This window comes from Cellulosimicrobium sp. NPDC030954 (assembly GCF_055571305.1).
In genome coordinates this window covers 24,901-40,893 of record NZ_JBVIFN010000002.1, presented here as the reverse complement: position 1 = coordinate 40,893, position 15,993 = coordinate 24,901, and the positions used below count along the sequence as shown (strand labels likewise).

The 15,993-nt window shown below is 75.1% G+C and carries 13 protein-coding genes; 2 read left to right on the top strand and 11 right to left on the bottom strand.

All coding sequences use genetic code 11. From position 1 onward, the window contains the following. Positions 1-23: 23 nt before the first annotated feature. Genes ACZ402_RS05210 through ACZ402_RS05190 form a run of 5 tightly spaced genes read right to left on the bottom strand, consistent with a single transcriptional unit; the run spans position 24 to position 5,950 of the window. Positions 24-1,004, bottom strand: a complete 981-nt coding sequence (locus ACZ402_RS05210; RefSeq protein WP_375824652.1) for an NAD-dependent epimerase/dehydratase family protein — start codon at positions 1,002-1,004, stop codon at positions 24-26. Further along, positions 1,001-2,779, bottom strand: a complete 1,779-nt coding sequence (locus tag ACZ402_RS05205) for a class I adenylate-forming enzyme family protein (RefSeq protein ID WP_375824653.1) — start codon at positions 2,777-2,779, stop codon at positions 1,001-1,003. The genes ACZ402_RS05210 and ACZ402_RS05205 overlap by 4 nt, the downstream gene beginning before the upstream one ends. Then, on the bottom strand, positions 2,776-4,074 hold the full coding sequence (locus ACZ402_RS05200; protein ID WP_375824654.1) for a cytochrome P450: 1,299 nt from the start codon (positions 4,072-4,074) through the stop codon (positions 2,776-2,778). Before ACZ402_RS05200 ends, ACZ402_RS05205 begins: the two co-directional genes overlap by 4 nt. Then, on the bottom strand, positions 4,071-4,862 hold the full coding sequence (locus tag ACZ402_RS05195; RefSeq protein WP_375824655.1) for a glycosyltransferase family 2 protein: 792 nt from the start codon (positions 4,860-4,862) through the stop codon (positions 4,071-4,073). Before ACZ402_RS05195 ends, ACZ402_RS05200 begins: the two co-directional genes overlap by 4 nt. After that, positions 4,859-5,950 carry a 3-oxoacyl-ACP synthase III family protein gene (locus tag ACZ402_RS05190; RefSeq protein ID WP_375824656.1) on the bottom strand — a complete coding sequence of 364 codons (1,092 nt, stop codon included), beginning with the start codon at positions 5,948-5,950 and terminating at the stop codon, positions 4,859-4,861. Before ACZ402_RS05190 ends, ACZ402_RS05195 begins: the two co-directional genes overlap by 4 nt. Before the next feature lie 152 nt (positions 5,951-6,102). On the opposite strand from ACZ402_RS05190, the gene ACZ402_RS05185 reads away from it, so the two are divergent. Next, positions 6,103-7,398: a cytochrome P450 gene (locus ACZ402_RS05185; protein WP_375824658.1), complete on the top strand. Its 1,296-nt coding sequence runs from the start codon at positions 6,103-6,105 to the stop codon at positions 7,396-7,398. A gap of 32 nt (positions 7,399-7,430) precedes the next feature. Here the strand turns inward: ACZ402_RS05185 and ACZ402_RS05180 are convergent, their stop codons facing one another. From ACZ402_RS05180 to ilvD (ACZ402_RS05160), 5 genes are all read right to left on the bottom strand, one after another. Next, the gene (locus ACZ402_RS05180; protein ID WP_375824659.1) at positions 7,431-8,249 is read right to left on the bottom strand and encodes a hypothetical protein; all 819 of its coding nucleotides are present in this window, start codon (positions 8,247-8,249) and stop codon (positions 7,431-7,433) included. Positions 8,250-8,320: 71 nt separating this feature from the next. Further along, positions 8,321-8,992, bottom strand: a complete 672-nt coding sequence (locus ACZ402_RS05175) for a VOC family protein (protein ID WP_375807059.1) — start codon at positions 8,990-8,992, stop codon at positions 8,321-8,323. A 147-nt stretch (positions 8,993-9,139) separates the two neighbouring features. After that, positions 9,140-9,958 (bottom strand): CPBP family intramembrane glutamic endopeptidase, encoded by an 819-nt coding sequence (locus tag ACZ402_RS05170; RefSeq protein ID WP_375824661.1) that lies wholly within the window; start codon positions 9,956-9,958, stop codon positions 9,140-9,142. A 56-nt stretch (positions 9,959-10,014) separates the two neighbouring features. Beyond that, a complete protein-coding gene (locus ACZ402_RS05165; protein ID WP_375824662.1) occupies positions 10,015-11,196 on the bottom strand; it encodes a hypothetical protein in 1,182 nt (393 codons plus the stop codon). A 169-nt stretch (positions 11,197-11,365) separates the two neighbouring features. After that, entirely contained in the window at positions 11,366-13,084 is a 1,719-nt protein-coding gene (ilvD, locus tag ACZ402_RS05160) for a dihydroxy-acid dehydratase (RefSeq protein WP_047232520.1), read from the bottom strand. Positions 13,085-13,175: 91 nt separating this feature from the next. On the opposite strand from ilvD (ACZ402_RS05160), the gene ACZ402_RS05155 reads away from it, so the two are divergent. Then, positions 13,176-13,742 (top strand): hypothetical protein, encoded by a 567-nt coding sequence (locus ACZ402_RS05155; protein ID WP_375824664.1) that lies wholly within the window; start codon positions 13,176-13,178, stop codon positions 13,740-13,742. A 75-nt stretch (positions 13,743-13,817) separates the two neighbouring features. Here ACZ402_RS05155 and ilvD (ACZ402_RS05150) read toward each other — a convergent pair whose 3' ends face one another. Then, positions 13,818-15,683 carry a dihydroxy-acid dehydratase gene (gene ilvD, locus ACZ402_RS05150; RefSeq protein WP_375824665.1) on the bottom strand — a complete coding sequence of 622 codons (1,866 nt, stop codon included), beginning with the start codon at positions 15,681-15,683 and terminating at the stop codon, positions 13,818-13,820. Between the last annotated feature and the right edge of the window lie 310 nt (positions 15,684-15,993).

Below are 15,993 nucleotides of genomic sequence, written 5' to 3'. Positions count from 1 at the left end.
CACGACACCCAGGGCTTTCGCCGCTACCACCACTCGGCCCCGACGAATCTCGTGGGAGCCGGCTCGACCCCGAGCACGTCGCGCAGGACCGTGAGGTCGTAGGTGCGTTCCATCGCGAGGTGGCTCAGGGCGTACCGCGTGAGGCGCGGCGGCTCGGGACGCCGCAGCCGCCGTGCGACCGTCTCGACCGCGCCCGCCAGCGCCCATGCTGGGGGGACCGGGACGGCGACGACCCGGACGTCGGTGCCGCGGCGGCGCAGCGCCTCGATGAGCGCGTCGCGCAGCACGACCGGCTCGGCGTCGGCGACGTTCGCGACGAGCAGCCCGCGGTTCGGTCCTTCCCCGCGCCCGGGCGCGCGGGCCGCGTCGTCGGGCAGCGCGACGGCGGCGCGCACCGCGGCGAGCAGCGTGTCCACGTGCGTGAGCGACTGGAGCACGCGCCCTCCACCGGGCAGGACGAGGCGCCCGCGGCGCACGGCGGCCTCGACCCGCGGGAGCAGCGTCGTGTCCCCGGGGCCGTAGACGGCGTGCGGGCGCAGCACGACGACGGCGCCCCGGTCGGGGTGGTGCGCGGCGTCGCGGGCGAGCGCGCGCTCGGCCTCCGCCTTGGTGGTCCCGTAGGCGTCGAGGTACCGGGCGACGGGCGCCTCCTGCTCGCGTGCGCGGATGCTCGGGCGGAACGGGTCGTACACGCTGCCGGACGACACGTGCACGAACCGCGCGCCCGGGAACGTGTCGCGCACCGCGAGCGTCCCGCCGACGTTGGTCGCGCGCGCGTCGTCGAGCGCGCACCAGTCGGACACGGCGGCGCCCGCGTGCACGACGGCGTCCACCGCGGGCGGGTCCGCGAGCGGACCGGCGGTGAGGTCCCACGCGACGTGCCGGGCGCCCGGGACGCCGGGGTCGCGGCGGGAGGACGTCCAGACGTCGTGGCCGTCGGCGACGAGGCCGCGCGCGACCGCTCCCCCGACGAACCCCGACGCCCCGGTGACGACGACCCTCACGCGACGGCACCGCGCGCGTCGCGGCCGGCGGCGGCCGGCTCGACGGGCACGAACGGCGCGGCGGCGCGCGCGAGCGCCGCCCGGTCCGGCTTGCGCGAGCGCCCGGCGAGCGGGACGCGATCGGCGTGCAGCACGACGTCGGGCAGCGCGTCGTGGTCGAGCGCGCCCGGCAGCGCAGCCCGCACCCGCGCGACGAGCGGGTGGTCCGGGTCGAGGTCGACGTCGCCGTCGGGCCGCGCACCGCGGGTCGGCGCGCCGTCGGTCACCGAACCCGCCGAGGTGCCCGCCGACGTGACCACGAGCGCGACGCGCTCGTCCCCGTCCACCTGGGGCACGCCGACGAGGAGCGCCTCGCCGACGCCGTCGAGCGCCGCGACGCGCGGCTCGAACAGGCCCGGGTAGATGTTGGTCGTCCCGCGGATGATCATGTCGCGCGTGCGGCCGACGAGCACGATCCTCCCCGCGTCGTCGAGCCGCGCGAGGTCGCCGGTGCGGTGCTCCGCGACCCGCGCGCCCCTGCCGCGCACCGGGGCGTCGAGGTCGTGCAGGTAGCCCGCCATGAGCGACGGGCCGGACAGCACGAGCTCGCCGACGACGTCCGCGCCGCCGTCGGCGGGACCGTCCGCCGGGTCGTCCGGCCCGTCGTCCTCCACCGGGTCGAGCCGCGCGACCGTGCCGGGCAGCGGCACGCCGACGAGGTCGCCGTCCCCCGCGTGCGCGAGCTTCTCCCGGGCCTCGACCACCGAGACGGGCAGGATCTCCGTCATCCCGTACACCGCGACCCAGCGCGTGCCGGGCAGGACGCGCGTCGCGCGCGCCAGCAGGGCGCGCGTCACGGGGGCTCCGCCGACGAGCGCGACGCGCGGGCCGCGCGCGGGCACCGTCCCGTCCTCGACGGCGTCGAGCAGCGCCGTGACGTCCGCGGGCACGAGGTAGGTGCCCGCGGCGCCGTCGAGCTGGCGTCCGAACGTCGCGATGTCGCGGCTCGGCGGGTCGGCGGGCACGGACCACGTCGCGCCCGCGAGGAGCGCCGGAACGCCGAGCAGCATCTGGTCGGTGTGCACGACGTCGCCCGGCGCGAGCGCGAACACGTCGCGCAGCAGGTCGCACCCGGCGAGCAGCGAACCGGCCGTGTGCACGACGGCCTTGGGCTGCGCCGTCGTGCCGGACGTGAAGACGGTCAGCGCCTCGCGGTCCGGGTCGAGCATCGGGAGCGCCGCACGGTCGACCGGGCTGGCGGCGAGGCGGCGCGCCGCACGCGAGCCGCGCGGCACCCCGGGGAGCCACGGCCCCGCGTGCACGTGCCGCAGCGGCAGGCTCGCGTAGTCCGGCAGCAGCAGGCCGCGCGAGCGGGCCACACGGCGCAGCGGCCCCCGGGACACCGCGTACAGCAGCGACTCGGTGGTCGCGAGCGACGGCCCGGCCGCGCCCACGCGCGCCGTGAACAGCTCGGGCGTCGAGCCGGGGTCGACGAACACGATCGTGCCGCCCGCACGGACGACCCCGAACGCGAGCACGACGCCCTCCGGCCGGGGACGCACCGAGAACAGCGCCCGGTCGCCGGGCACGAGCCCGTCCGCCGCGAGCGCCGTCGCGGTCGCCTCCACGCGGCGCGCGAGGTCGGCGTACGTGACCTCCTCGCGCACGCGCGCGCCCCGACGACCGGGCCGCGTCCAGCGCCGGAGCGCGACGGCGTCCGCGGACGCGTGCCCGGGGGCGCCCCGCTCGAGGATCGGGCCCAGCAGGTGGCGGGCCGCGTCGTCGGCCGCGGTCACGCCGCCTCCCCTGCCGACGGCACGGCCGATCCGGCGCCCGGGCACGCGGACCCGCCCGACGCGCCCACCCCGCCGCCGGCCGCCCGCACGACGAGCGAGCGGTACGCGGGGATGAGCACCCCGCGAGCGACGGCACGCTCGGTGACCTCGAGGCCTCGCCCCACTGCGGCGACGGGACGCAGGGCGTCCAGCACCGCGTCGACCTGGGCCATGGCGAGCGGCATGCCGAGGCAGAAGTGCGGGCCGGCGCCGAACCACAGGTGCCGCACGGCCGGGTCGACGGGTGCGTCCGGGTCGAAGGGGCCCGCGTCCTTGCAGCAGGAGATCGTCGCGATCACGACCCGGTCCCCCGCGCGGACGCGGACGTCGCCCACGGTCGCGTCGGTCCGCACCGCGCGCAGCATCGCGGGCGTGGGCGCCGTGACCCGCAGCGCCTCCTCGACGACGCGCCCGCGCAGCGCCGCGCCCTCGGGACCGGGCTGCGCGGCCAGGAGCCGGTCGAGCCAGCCCGTGTCCGCCGTGAGCGCGACGAGGCGCGGCACAAACGACTGGATCGTCTCCGTCCCGGTGAGGACGAACGCGCCGACCGCGCCCATCGCCTCGTCCTCCGAGAGCCCGAGCTCGCGCATGCGGCCCGGCACGGTCGCGGGGTCGCCGTCCCGGTACGCGTCGCGCGCCGGGGCGGAGAGCCGCGCGAGGACGGCTCGCGCGTGCCGCACCTGCGCCGGCGTGAGGCTGCGCCGGTGCAGCCGCACGAGCCCGACCACGGACTGCGCGGCCGTCATCGCCTCGCGCACGGCGGCGTCGGTGGGCGGCAGCCCGGTCATGGCGCAGATGACGGTGCCCGCCATGGTCGCGGTCTCCCCGACGAGGTCGACGCGCTCGCCCGCGAGCAGGCGCGGGGCGAGGCCCGCGAGGACGTCGGGGACGCTCACCGCGACGAGCTCGCGCACCGCGCGCGGGGTGAAGAGCCCCGAGAGCGCGCGGCGCAGGCGCGCGTGGTCCGCGCCCTCCATGTTGAGCAGCACGGACGGGCCGAGCACGGGCGTCCAGAGGTCCGACGGCGACCCCGGGCCCACCTTGGTGAAGCGCTCGGTGTCGAGCAGCACGGCTCGCGCGGTCGCGGCGTCGGACACGACCACCCCGATGCCGGGGACGCGCACGACCGGACCGCGGTGGCGCAGCGCCCGGATCGCCGGGTAGACGAGCGGGTGCGCCCCGCGCTGGACGCGCTCCTCCCAGCGCATCGCCGCGGCGAGCCCGGCGGGCGCGGGGGCGAGCGTCGTCCCGGTCACCGGATGTCCACGACGTCGGGCCGGTAGCGGTGGTCGGCGTACCAGCCGAGCGTCCGCACGAGGCCCCACGCGTGCGCGCGGCGCGCCGACGCGAGCACGACGACCTCGCGGTGCGCGCCGTACCTCCGGGTCAGGCGCCGCACCGCGTTGACGAGCGCCCGGTCCTCGTGGACGTCCTCGATCGCGGTGCGCGGGAACCCGCCCGCGGCCTCGTAGAGCTCGGCCGTGATCGCCATGTTGCAGCCCGGCGCCATGACGTACGGGCCGAGGTAGGACGGGTCCTGGTTGCCGGGCCGGAAGCGCCCGAACGTGCTCGCGACGCTCACCGCCGCCGACAGCACCCCCTGCTGGACGCGCGAGACCGGCCGGTCGTCCGTCCGGGCCACGAGCCGGCCCGCGACGAGGTCGTGCCCGCTCGCGAACGCCGCCCGCACGCGCCGGGTCCAGTCCGGCAGCGGGAGGCAGTCGGCGTCCGTGCGGGCGAGGTGCGTCGCCCCCTGCTCGATCGCCGCCCGCATCCCCGTGTCGGCCGCGGCGCCCGTGCCCTTCTGCGGCTCGTCGACCACGCGCCAGCGCGTCATGCCCCACGCCGCGGCGGTCGCGCGGACGAGGTCGCCCGTCCCGTCCGACGACCCGTTGTCGACGACGACGAGGTCGAAGTCGGTGTCCTGCTGGTCGCGCAGCGCCTCGAGCGTCGCGACGATCCCGTGCGCCTCGTCGCGCGCGGGCACGACGACCGCGAGCCGCTGCGGGCTCGCGACGTGCCGCGTGAACCGGCGCGCGGTCACAGCCGCACCACCGTCGCGCCGATGCTGATGCCGCCGGCGAGCCCGACGAGCACGACGACGTCCCCCGGCCCGACCCGGCCGGTCTCCAGCGCCGTGGCGAGCTGCAACGGGAGCGTCACGGAGGCGACGTTGCCGTGGTCGGCGACGGTGACGAGCGTGCGGCCCGTCGGGAGGCCGAGCGCGGCGTGCACGTCGTCGAGGTACGCGACGGCGACCTGGTGGACCGCGACGAGCGCGACGTCGTCCCACCCGAGGCCCGCACGGCCCAGCGCGTCCAGGACGACACCCGGGCCCAGCGCGAGGAACGCGTCGCGCAGGCGCGAGCCGTCGATCTCGAAGTAGGTCCGCTCGAGGTCGCGCGGGTGCGCGGTGCCGCCGCCCGGGAGCATGCCGACGTCCCAGTGCGTCGACTCCGCGCCGAACGCGCTCGCGAGGATGCCGCGCGGGGCGGGCACGCCGTCCGCGTCGCGCGCCTCGGCCTCGACGGCGGTGGCGCGGCGCACGAGGACCGCCGCCCCGGCGTCGGACATCGTGTAGCCCGGCGCGGAGAGCAGGTACGTGGCGCGGTCCGGGACGTCCCAGCGCACCGCGCGCGACGGCGCCTCGCCCGACGCGATGAGGACGGTCGTGTACCGGCCGGTCCCGATGAGCGCCTCCGCGACCTCGATCGCGTTGAGCACCGAGTTGCACGCGTTCTTGACGTCCATCACCGGCGCCCGGACGCCGAGCTTCGCGGCGACGATGTGGCTCGTCGCGGGCTCGACCATGTCCTGGCTCGCCGACGCGAAGAGCAGCAGGTCGACGTCGTCGGTCGCCAGCCCCTCGGTCGCGAGCAGCTTCTCCGCGGCCGCCACCGCGAGGTCGGACGCGTCCCAGTCGTCCGGGAGCACGTGGACCTGCCGCACGCCCGTGAGGCGCGAGACCATCGGCACGCGCGGCGCCGCGCCCGGGTTGCGCGCCGCGAGGGCGCGCTCCGCCTCGCGCACGTCGACCGTGCGCTCGGGCAGGTGGACCCCGACCGCGGCGAGCACCGCCGTTGGCGGAGCGAGGGGCGGGCGGGACACCGTCCCGGCAAGGTTGTCTGGCACGCGCGACACAGTAGCCAAGCAGACCCGCTCCGACGGCGGTCGTCCACAGGATCCGATGGGGTGAACTGCCCATCCCCAGATCGCGGCGTGCCCGCCCGGAGCCGCCGCGCGTGCGCCACACTGACCCGGTGACTGCGACTACGACCGCGCCGGTGACCACCCGCGAACGACGCCGCGCCCTGCCCACGACCCGGCGCGAGCTGCAGGTGCTCGCCGCCGCGCGGCCCGCGATGGCCGGCGTCCTGCTCGCGGGCGGAGCGCTCGCGGGTGCGCGCACGGGCGGTGGCCTGCGCAAGGTCCCGGGGCTCGGCTGGGTGACCGCGGACCCGACGGTCGGGCGCCGCATCCTCACCGACCACCGGCACTTCACGATCGTCGGCGAGGGCGGGGTCGGGCACCTGTGGGCGCAGATCCTCGGCGACTGGGTGCTCGACCTCTTCGACGGACCGGGCCACCACGACCTGCGCACGCGCTCGCGCGAGCTGTTCACCGAGGCGAGCGCCGGGGCGCTCGTCGACGGCGCGTGGTCCGTCGCCCTCGACGACGCGAGACGGACCCTCGCGGCGGGCAGCACGGTCGACGTCGGCCGGCTCGCGCGCGTGCTCGTGGGGCGGATGATGATCTCCCTGCTCGGCATCCCGACGCTCGGCGGCGCGGCCGCCCCCGACGGCGCCGCCGCCGTCGTCCCCGGCGACGACGACGCGCTCGCGGCCTTCGCGACGGGCGAGCGCCTCGCGTCGATCGCGCTCGGCAGCGCGGGCTCGACGTACCTCTCGCCGGAGCAGGTCACCGCGGCGCAGGCGATCGTCGCCGAGCTGACCCGGGGCGTGCCCGACGGCTGGCGCCACGCCCCCGCCGACCGCCTGCTCGGCCGGTGCCGCGAGCTCGGCCTGGGGCTGGAGGAGACCACGGGGCTCGCGAGCCTGCTCATGGTCGCGGGCACGGAGACGTCGGCGTCCGCGATGGCCCGCACGACCGCGCTCCTCGTCGACACGGGCGAGCAGCACCGCCTGCTGCGGCTCATGGCCGACGAGCGCGCGCACCCCGTCGAGCGCGCCGCGGGCGAGCCCGACGCCGTGGAGAACGCCGTGCGCGAGGGCCTGCGCGTGACCAGCCCGGCGTCGGTCATCGGGCGCGGGGTCTCCGCGGACGTCGAGGTCGCGGGGCGCACCCTGCGCGCCGGCGAGCGCGTCATGATCCTCACGTGGGCCGCGAACGTCGCCGCGGGCCCCTTCCGCGCCGACCGGCCGTACGTGCGCGAGACGCGCCAGCTCTGGTTCGGTGCCGGGCGCCACCTGTGCCTCGGCGCCGCGCTGGCGCGCGCCGAGATCGCCGCGCTGCTGCACGCCCTGTTCGACGACGGCGCGCCCCTGCGCGTGGTGTCCCGCCGCGCCAAGCGGCGCGTGCTCGTGCCGGGCTACGACGAGCTCGTCGTCGCGCGCGCCTGACGCGGCGAGGCCGGGCCGCGGCGCGCCGGGCGTCAGCCCTGGGGCGTCACGCTCCACGTGCCCGCGGTCTTCACGGCCAGGACGCCGGGCAGCACCAGGTCGAACGTCTCGGTGAACGCCTCGGTGTCGCCGAACACGCGCGACGCCTCGCGCGTGACGCCGAAGTACCGGCCCTGGAAGGAGTCCTCCGGCCCGGCCGGCGTCCACGCGACCTCGGCGCTCGCCGCGGTGCCGTCCAGCCGCAGGACGGTCGAGCCGGTGCCCGACTGCGCTCCCGTCACGGGCGGCAGGTCGTTCCAGCTCTCGAGCCGCACCGACCAGTCCCCCGGCGTCTCGAGCCAGATCGACTGCTGCGGCGCGGAGTCCTCGAACACGTCCATGAGGTAGGAGCCGGCCGCCTCGCCGAGGGTGCCGGGGTACGGGGTGACGCCCGTCGGCGCCATGAACGCCCGGGTGTCGGCGCACTCTCCGCAGTCGAGGTGCACCACGACGGCGAACTCGCCGTCACGCAGGAACGACACCGCCGCGCTCCCCGTACCGCTCACGACGGCGGGCGCACCGGCGGCGACCGTGCCGGCGTCGACCGCCTGCGCGGGCGGCTCCGACGGCCGGTCCGCGAGCGGGTCGTCCACGTCGTCGGTCGCCTCCGTCGGCGCGTCGGCCGCGCTCGTCGCGTCGTCGGGCTCGGCCGACGGGGTCGGGGTCGCGGCCGACGTCGTCGGTCGCGGACCCGGCTCGTCACCGGCCGAGCACGCGCCGAGCACGACGACGCAGGCTGCGGCGACGAGGAGCGGCACGACGACTGGGACGGGCCTCGGACGACGCGGGGAGCTCACGGGACCGGTTCTCATGGGACCAGGGTCGCAGGCGCGCCCGGCGCCGGTCGCGGGCGTCTCACCGGTGCGGCGGCACAGGTGGACGGTCAGTCGCGCGCCTGCCAGGTGCAGACGCACGCCTCGTTGCCCTCGGCGTCGGCGAGGACCCAGAACGCGGGCGCGCGACGGTCGGACACGAGGTGCCCGCCCGCGGCGATGGCCGCGGTGACGCGCGCCTCGGCGACGTCGTGCGGCACGGTCACGTCCACGTGGATGCGGTTGCGCTGCTCGCGCGGCGCGTCCATCTGCTGGAACCAGAACGCGGGGCCGTGGGCCGTCGGGTCGTGGAGGTCGGGCGCGGGCAGCTCCGGGGAGCCCTCGTCGAACCCGAGGACCGCGCGCCAGAACGGCTGGACCGCCGAGCCGACCAGGGTGTCGATCGCGATCTCGAGGTCCTGCACCGCCGTCGGGTCCGCGACCAGGTCGAGCTCGCGCGCCGCGGCCGAGACCTGTCGCGCGAGCGCGACGTCGCGCGTGCTGACGCCGCCGACGTCGTGCGAGGACAGCCGGACCGTCACGGTCCCGTAGCGCAGGTCCACGTCCGGGTGGTGGTTCGCCGCCTCGGCGAGCTCGCCGATCGCGTCGACCAGCTCCACCCCCGCGGTGAACGACCCGGTGCGGAACAGCGTCTGCACCGTCCCGAGGATGAACCGCCAGTCCTCGACGCCGTCGCTGTCGTGGAACTGCCGCGCGGTGATGCGGTCGTCCGTCGTGGCCATCCGTCCGCTCCTTCGGGTCGACACCCCTGCCGTGATCTCGTGGCGGCGGCTGGACGCCACGTGGTCCGGCGGCCGGTCACGCACCCCATGCTGACGCGTCCAGGCGCAGCACGCCAGGCCAACCGGCCCGCTCCCGCGCCGTGGCTTCTAGAGGATCGCGACGAGGATCGCGACGATCGTCAGGTCGGCGAGCACATGGGCGATCCACGGGAGGAGCAGACCGCCGCTGACCTGCCGAAGGACGCTGAGCATCGCGCCGTACACCCCGGCGAGAGCGACTCCCCACCACCCGCTGGGGAAGCCGAACCAGTGCGACGCGCCGAAGGCCGTCGCCGCGGTCAGCACCGCCCAGACCGACGTTGCCTCGAGGCCGAGCGCACGCTGCAGCACGCCGTTGTACGCGAGCTCCTCCGCCGCGGCGTTGACGACCGCGAACCCGAGCGCGCCCGCGACGAGGACGACCGGTGAGGCGTCACGCACAAGACTGAGGTGGGCCTCGTGGCCGCTCCCGTCCTCGCCCGCCGCCCACGCCCACAACACGAGCGCGAGCCCGGAGAGGGGAACCACCGCCAGTGTGAGGAGGACCCCGGGCCGCGCGACCGTCCCGCGCGAGAACCAGTCGTCGACGAGCCCGATCCTCGCGTACCTGCTCACGAGCGTGTACAGCGCGACCGCGACCGCGAGCGGCACCGGCCACAACCCGACTGACGCCGCGCTGTCGAGGCCTGTTGCCTCGAGCACCAGGGCGACCACGCGCATCGACCACAGCGCGGCGAGCAGGCACAGGGTGAGGACGGCGACGCTCCGCGCCCCCGACACGGCGCGCCCGCCGGCGTCCTGCACCCTCGGCACCGGACGCTCGACGACGGCCACCACTGCTGCCACCACGAGGATCACGCACGCGGCGTCGGCACGGCCACCGACGACCACCGCCCCGACGAGTGCCGCCGACGCAGCGACGAGCATGGCCGACCGTCGGGTGCCAGGGCGTCGGCCCGTATCGGCGCTCGCCACCTGCAGGTTCATCGGACCCCCCGAACCTCGGGTGCGACGGCGACGCCGCGGAGCACGAGGTGGACGGACAGCACCGAGGTGATGCCGTCGACGGAGACGACCTGGTCCGACGCTCCGTCGGCAAGGGCGAACCGCTGGAGCTCGAGCGGGCCCCGGGCGTCGGTAGGACTCGCCAGGACGTAGAGGTCGTCGTCGGTGAAGAGCGTGCTCGCGCTCCGTCCGTCCCAGAGGGAGATACCCGTGTCGAAGAGCTCCGTCGTCACACCCGTCGCGAGCTCTGTCGAGAACACACCTCCGCTCGGCGCCAGCCAGCGCAGCCGACCGTCCGCCACGGACGCGCTGCCGTACTGGGCGCTCGAGATCTCGTCGGTCGACAGGTCGAGGCGGCCGCCGTCGTGGTCCACGAGGTCACGGCTGATCCGTTCACCGGTCTCCGTGTCCCAGGACAGGAGAACGGGCGCCATCCCGTAACCGCCGGTGCTGTCCGCCGCGCCGACCCGGCGACTCCCCAGCACGTGGACGACACCGTCGAGGCAGGGAGCCGCCACGACGCCGGTGCCGGCAGAGCCTTCTTCCTCGTGGGTCCCCAGCACCGTCTGGTCTCCCGGCCACAGGCGGGAGAGCACCGACCGGACCGTCTCGCTCGTCTCCGGAAGCTCGGGCAGCCCGGCGTCCTCCGGGATCGTCCCGGCGATCTCAGTCCATCCCACGAGCACGCCCGCGCAGTCCGCGACGACGCCGAAGTCCCCCTCGAGCGGAGTGGCCGTGGACCGCCCTGCCGTGTGGGCGACGAGAACGTCCCGGTAGCCGGACTCCCCCACGAAACCGTGGTTGTAGACGCCGACCATCGAACCGTCGATCTCGAGCAGCGCGTTCTGATAGTCGGGCTTCACGCTCTCGACGACACTCAACCCGTCGTCGCTGAGCAGGTAGTCGTGACCCGAGTCGGCGAAGAACAACCCGTCGTCCGTCCACACCGGCCGCCCGACGTCCATCGGCTCCGTCAGCAGAACGCGGTAGTGCCCGTCCGCGTCGACGAGGACGAGATAGCCGGTCGACCCGTGGGAGAAGGTGACGGACTGCGGTGACAGGAAGAACGCGACGACCGCGTCGCCGAGGTGGGCGTCCTCGGGCTCGACCTCATGGTCCCTCAGGGCGGAGACGCCCGAACATCCGGCGAGGATCCCCACGACGATGCACCCGGCAACCCAGCTCCTGACGACACGCCCTGCCCACATCTTCCACCGGCCCCCTGCGCAGCGATGCGGGCCGGCACGTCACCGCCCCGCGCACAGAGGATCGTGCGTCACGCCCGCCGGGCGCAACACGGTCTCATCGACCGGAGACGCCCGGCGGCCTCTACTCGAGGATCGCGCCGCGGGACGCGGACTGGACGAGCTTGGCGTACTTGGCGAGCACGCCGCGCGTGAACGTCGGCGGCAGCGGCGCCCACCCGTCGCGGCGCGCGGCGAGCGTGTCCGCGTCGACGAGCAGGTCGAGCGTCTTGTTCGCCACGTCGAGCCGGATCGGGTCGCCGTCGCGCACGAACGCGATGGGTCCGCCGTCGACCGCCTCCGGCGCGACGTGCCCGACGCACAGGCCGGTCGTCCCGCCGGAGAAGCGGCCGTCGGTGAGCAGCAGGACGGTCTTGCCGAGCCCCGCGCCCTTGATCGCACCCGTGATGGCGAGCATCTCGCGCATCCCCGGGCCGCCCTTGGGCCCCTCGTACCGGATGACGACGACGTCCCCGTCGGTGATCGTGCCGTCCTCCAGGGCGTCGAGCGCCGCGCGCTCGCGCTCGAAGACGCGGGCCGTGCCCTCGAACACGTCCTCGTCGAACCCGGCGGACTTCACGACGGCGCCCTCCGGCGCGAGCGACCCGTGCAGGATCGTGATGCCGCCGGTGTGATGGATCGGGTTGTCGAGGGCCCGCAGGATCTTGCCGTCCGGGTCCGGCGGGTCGATGTCGGCGAGGTTCTCCGCCACGGTGCGCCCCGTGACCGTGAGCGCGTCGCCGTGCAGCAGCCCCGCGTCGAGCAGGGCCTTCATCACGACGGGCACGCCGCCGATGCGGTCGACGTCGTTCATCACGTAGCGCCCGAACGGCTTGAGGTCGCCGAGGTGCGGCACGCGGCTCGCGACCCGGTCGAAGTCGGCGAGCGTGAGGTCGACCTCGGCCTCGTGCGCGATCGCCAACAGGTGCAGCACCGCGTTGGTCGACCCGCCGAACGCCATGACGACGGCGATCGCGTTCTCGAACGCCTCCTTGGTCATGATGTCGCGTGCGGTGATCCCGAGCCGCAGCAGGTTGACGACGGCCTCGCCCGAGCGGTGCGCGAACGCGTCGCGGCGCCGGTCCGCCGACGGCGGCGCCGCCGAGCCGGGCAGCGACATGCCCATCGCCTCGGCGACCGACGCCATCGTGTTCGCCGTGTACATGCCGCCGCACGCGCCCTCGCCGGGGCAGATCGCCCGCTCGATGCGGTCCACGTCCTCGCGGCTCATGAGCCCGCGCGCGCACGCCCCGACGGCCTCGAACGCGTCGATGAGCGTGACGTCCTTCTCCGTGCCGTCGGAGAGCTTGACCCAGCCCGGCATGATCGACCCGGCGTAGAGGAACACGCTCGCGAGGTCCAGCCGCGCGGCCGCCATGAGCATCCCCGGCAGCGACTTGTCGCACCCCGCGAGCAGCACCGTCCCGTCGAGGCGCTCCGCCTGCACGACCGTCTCGACCGAGTCCGCGATGATGTCGCGGCTCACGAGCGAGAAGTGCATCCCCTCGTGGCCCATGGAGATGCCGTCGGACACGGAGATCGTCCCGAACTGCAGCGGGTACCCGCCGCCCGCGTGCACGCCCTCCTTCGCGCCCTGCGCCAGCCGGTCGAGCGACAGGTTGCACGGCGTGATCTCGTTCCACGAGCTCGCGATGCCGATCTGCGGCTTGGCGAAGTCCTCGTCGCCCATCCCGACGGCGCGCAGCATCCCGCGCGACGCCGTCGCCTCCAGACCGTCGGTGACCTGGCGGGAACGAGGCTTGAGGTCGGGTCCGGCGTCGGTGCGCGGGGTCTGCCCAGTCATGCCCCCACTCTAGGAACGCCCTCGCCGGACGGCGCGCCGGACGTCCCGAGACACGCCGACCCGGCCAGGGACCGCACGGCATCATGGGCCCGTGCGCACACGATCCCTCGCCCCCGCTGCCCTCGTCTCCGCCCTCGCCCTGGTCGTGACCACCGCGTGCACCTCCCCGGGGCCGTCGGGCACGGACCCGGGTGACGCGACGTCGCCGGTGTCGGCGTCGCCGTCGAGCTCCCCGACCGCGACCCCCGACGACGTCGCGACCGAGGACGAGACCGGGACCGCACCCGAGGAGCAGCCCGCGGAGGAGCGCAGCGAGACGCCCGAGGAGTCGTTCCGTGCCTGGCTCGCCGCGAGCCGAGTGCCGGACGTCGAGGTCGCGTGCGGCTACCTCGCCCCGGAGCTCGTCGAGCGGATGGTCGCCGAGATGACGTTGCAGGGGTGGCCGGGCATCACGGACTGCGCGTCGATGACCACGACGACCGCGGGACTGTACGCGGCCGTCGGCGACGTCCCGGACGTCGAGATCGCGGTCCGCGAGGAGCGCGCCGACGCGACGGTGCTGTCCGTCGTCTACGCCGGCGGCGACTGCGGCAGCGCCGTGATGGCGCCCGCGGGGACGCGGTGGGTCGTCACGGAGCAGTCCGAGGAGGAGTGCTGACACCCTCCACGGGCGCACGCCCTGGCACGACGACGGGCCCGCACCTCGCGAGGTGCGGGCCCGTCGTCTGCCGGATCAGCGGCTGCGCTTGATGAGCGACACGTCGCGGACGGCGCCGCGGTCGGCGGAGGTCGCCATCGCGGCGTACGCCTGGAGCGCGGGCGAGACGTAGCGGTCGCGGTCGACAGGCTGCCACGGGTTCTCGCGCGCCTCCATCTTGGCGCGGCGCTCGGCGATCACCTCGTCCGGGACGTTGAGGCGGATGAGGCGCGTGTCGACGTCGATCTCGATCTCGTCGCCGTCCTCGACGAGGCCGATGACGCCGCCCGCGGCGGCCTCGGGCGAGACGTGGCCGACGGAGATGCCCGACGACCCGCCGGAGAACCGGCCGTCGGTGATGAGCGCGGTCACCTTGCCGAGACCCCGGCCCTTGATGAACGAGGTCGGGTAGAGCATCTCCTGCATGCCCGGGCCGCCCGCGGGGCCCTCGTAGCGCACGACGACGACGTGCCCCGGCTCGACCTGCTTGGTGAGGATCTTCTCGACCGCCTCGTCCTGCGACTCGCAGACGAGCGCCTTGCCGACGAAGTGGAAGACGTCCGGGTCGACCCCGGCGGTCTTGAACACGGCGCCGTCCTCGGCGAGGTTGCCGCGCAGCACGGCGAGGCCGCCCTCGACGGTGTACGCGTGCTCGAGGTCGCGGATGCAGCCGTCCGCCGCGTCGGTGTCGAGCGACTCCCAGCGGTTCGAGGTCGAGAACGCCTGCGTGGTGCGCACTCCCCCGGGCGCCGCGTGGAACAGCTCGATCGCCCGCTCGGTCGCCTTGCCGCCGCGGACGTCCCAGTCGTCGAGCCACTCCCGCAGCGTCGGGGTGTGGACGCTCGTGACGTCGTGGTCGAGCAGGCCCGCGCGGTCCAGCTCGCCGAGGAGGGCGGGGATGCCGCCGGCGCGGTGCACGTCCTCCATGTGGAAGTTCGGGTGGTTCGGCGCGACCTTGGACAGGCACGGCACCTGGCGGCTGATCCGCTCGATGTCGGTGAGGTCGAAGTCGACCTCGGCCTCCTGCGCCGCGGCGAGGATGTGCAGCACCGTGTTGGTCGAGCCGCCCATGGCGACGTCGAGCGCCATGGCGTTGGAGAACGCGGCCTTGGTCGCGATCGAGCGCGGCGCGACCGAGTCGTCCTCGTCCTCGTAGTAACGCTTGGCGAGGTCGACGATCGTGCGGCCGGCCTCGAGGAACAGCTCCTTGCGCGCGGCGTGCGTCGCGAGGGTCGAGCCGTTGCCGGGGAGCGACAGGCCGAGCGCCTCGGTGAGGCAGTTCATCGAGTTGGCGGTGAACATGCCCGAGCACGACCCGCACGTGGGGCACGCGTTCTCCTCGACCTGCGCGAGCGCGGCGTCGGACACGTCGTCGTCCGCCGAGTAGTTGATCGCGTTGACGAGGTTGAGGGGGGTCTTGGCGACGCCGTCGGCGACGACCGCCTTGCCCGCCTCCATGGGACCGCCGGACACGAAGATCACGGGGATGTCGAGCCGCAGCGCGGCGTTGAGCATCCCGGGCGTGATCTTGTCGCAGTTCGAGATGCACACGAGCGCGTCGGCGCAGTGCGCGTTGACCATGTACTCGACCGAGTCGGCGATGAGGTCGCGGCTCGGCAGCGAGTAGAGCATGCCGCCGTGGCCCATCGCGATGCCGTCGTCGACGGCGATCGTGTTGAACTCCTTGGAGACGCCGCCCGCCTCGCGGATCGCCGACGCGACGAGGTCGCCCATGTCCTTGAGGTGGACGTGGCCGGGGACGAACTGCGTGTACGAGTTCGCGATCGCGATGATCGGCTTGCCGAAGTCCTCCGAGCCCATGCCGGTCGCACGCCAGAGGGCGCGGGCGCCGGCCATGTTGCGGCCGTGGGTGGACGTCCGGGAGCGCAGGGGGCGGCTCATGTCGGTTCAGCTCCTTCGACGGGTGGCCGCGGCCGATCCTCCGGCCGCCGGGTCACATTACGCCCGTCGGCGACCGGACGAACCGGTCGTCCGTCTCGTGGTCGTCGGGCTACGTACGTGGAGTCCCTACCCACCGAGGGATGTCCACCTAAACGTTACGTAAGGGTTGAATCACCGCGGGTACCCCTGCCACCGTGGACGGGCACGTCACGGCCTGGACCTCCGCGACGCCTCGACGGAGAGCGGCACCACGTGGTGCAGCAGGTCAGGTCCCGGCACCGACCCGATCTTCAGATCCCGTTCCCGAGGG

Excerpts from the sequence above, each read along its gene's own strand:
- ACZ402_RS05180 (WP_375824659.1), bottom strand. The coding sequence starts at position 8,249 with ATGAGAACCGGTCCCGTGAGCTCCCCGCGTCGTCCGAGGCCCGTCCCA.
- ACZ402_RS05175 (WP_375807059.1), bottom strand. The coding sequence starts at position 8,992 with ATGGCCACGACGGACGACCGCATCACCGCGCGGCAGTTCCACGACAGC.
- ACZ402_RS05170 (WP_375824661.1), bottom strand. The coding sequence starts at position 9,958 with ATGCTCGTCGCTGCGTCGGCGGCACTCGTCGGGGCGGTGGTCGTCGGT.
- ilvD (WP_047232520.1), bottom strand. The coding sequence starts at position 13,084 with ATGACTGGGCAGACCCCGCGCACCGACGCCGGACCCGACCTCAAGCCT.
- ilvD (WP_375824665.1), bottom strand. The coding sequence starts at position 15,683 with ATGAGCCGCCCCCTGCGCTCCCGGACGTCCACCCACGGCCGCAACATG.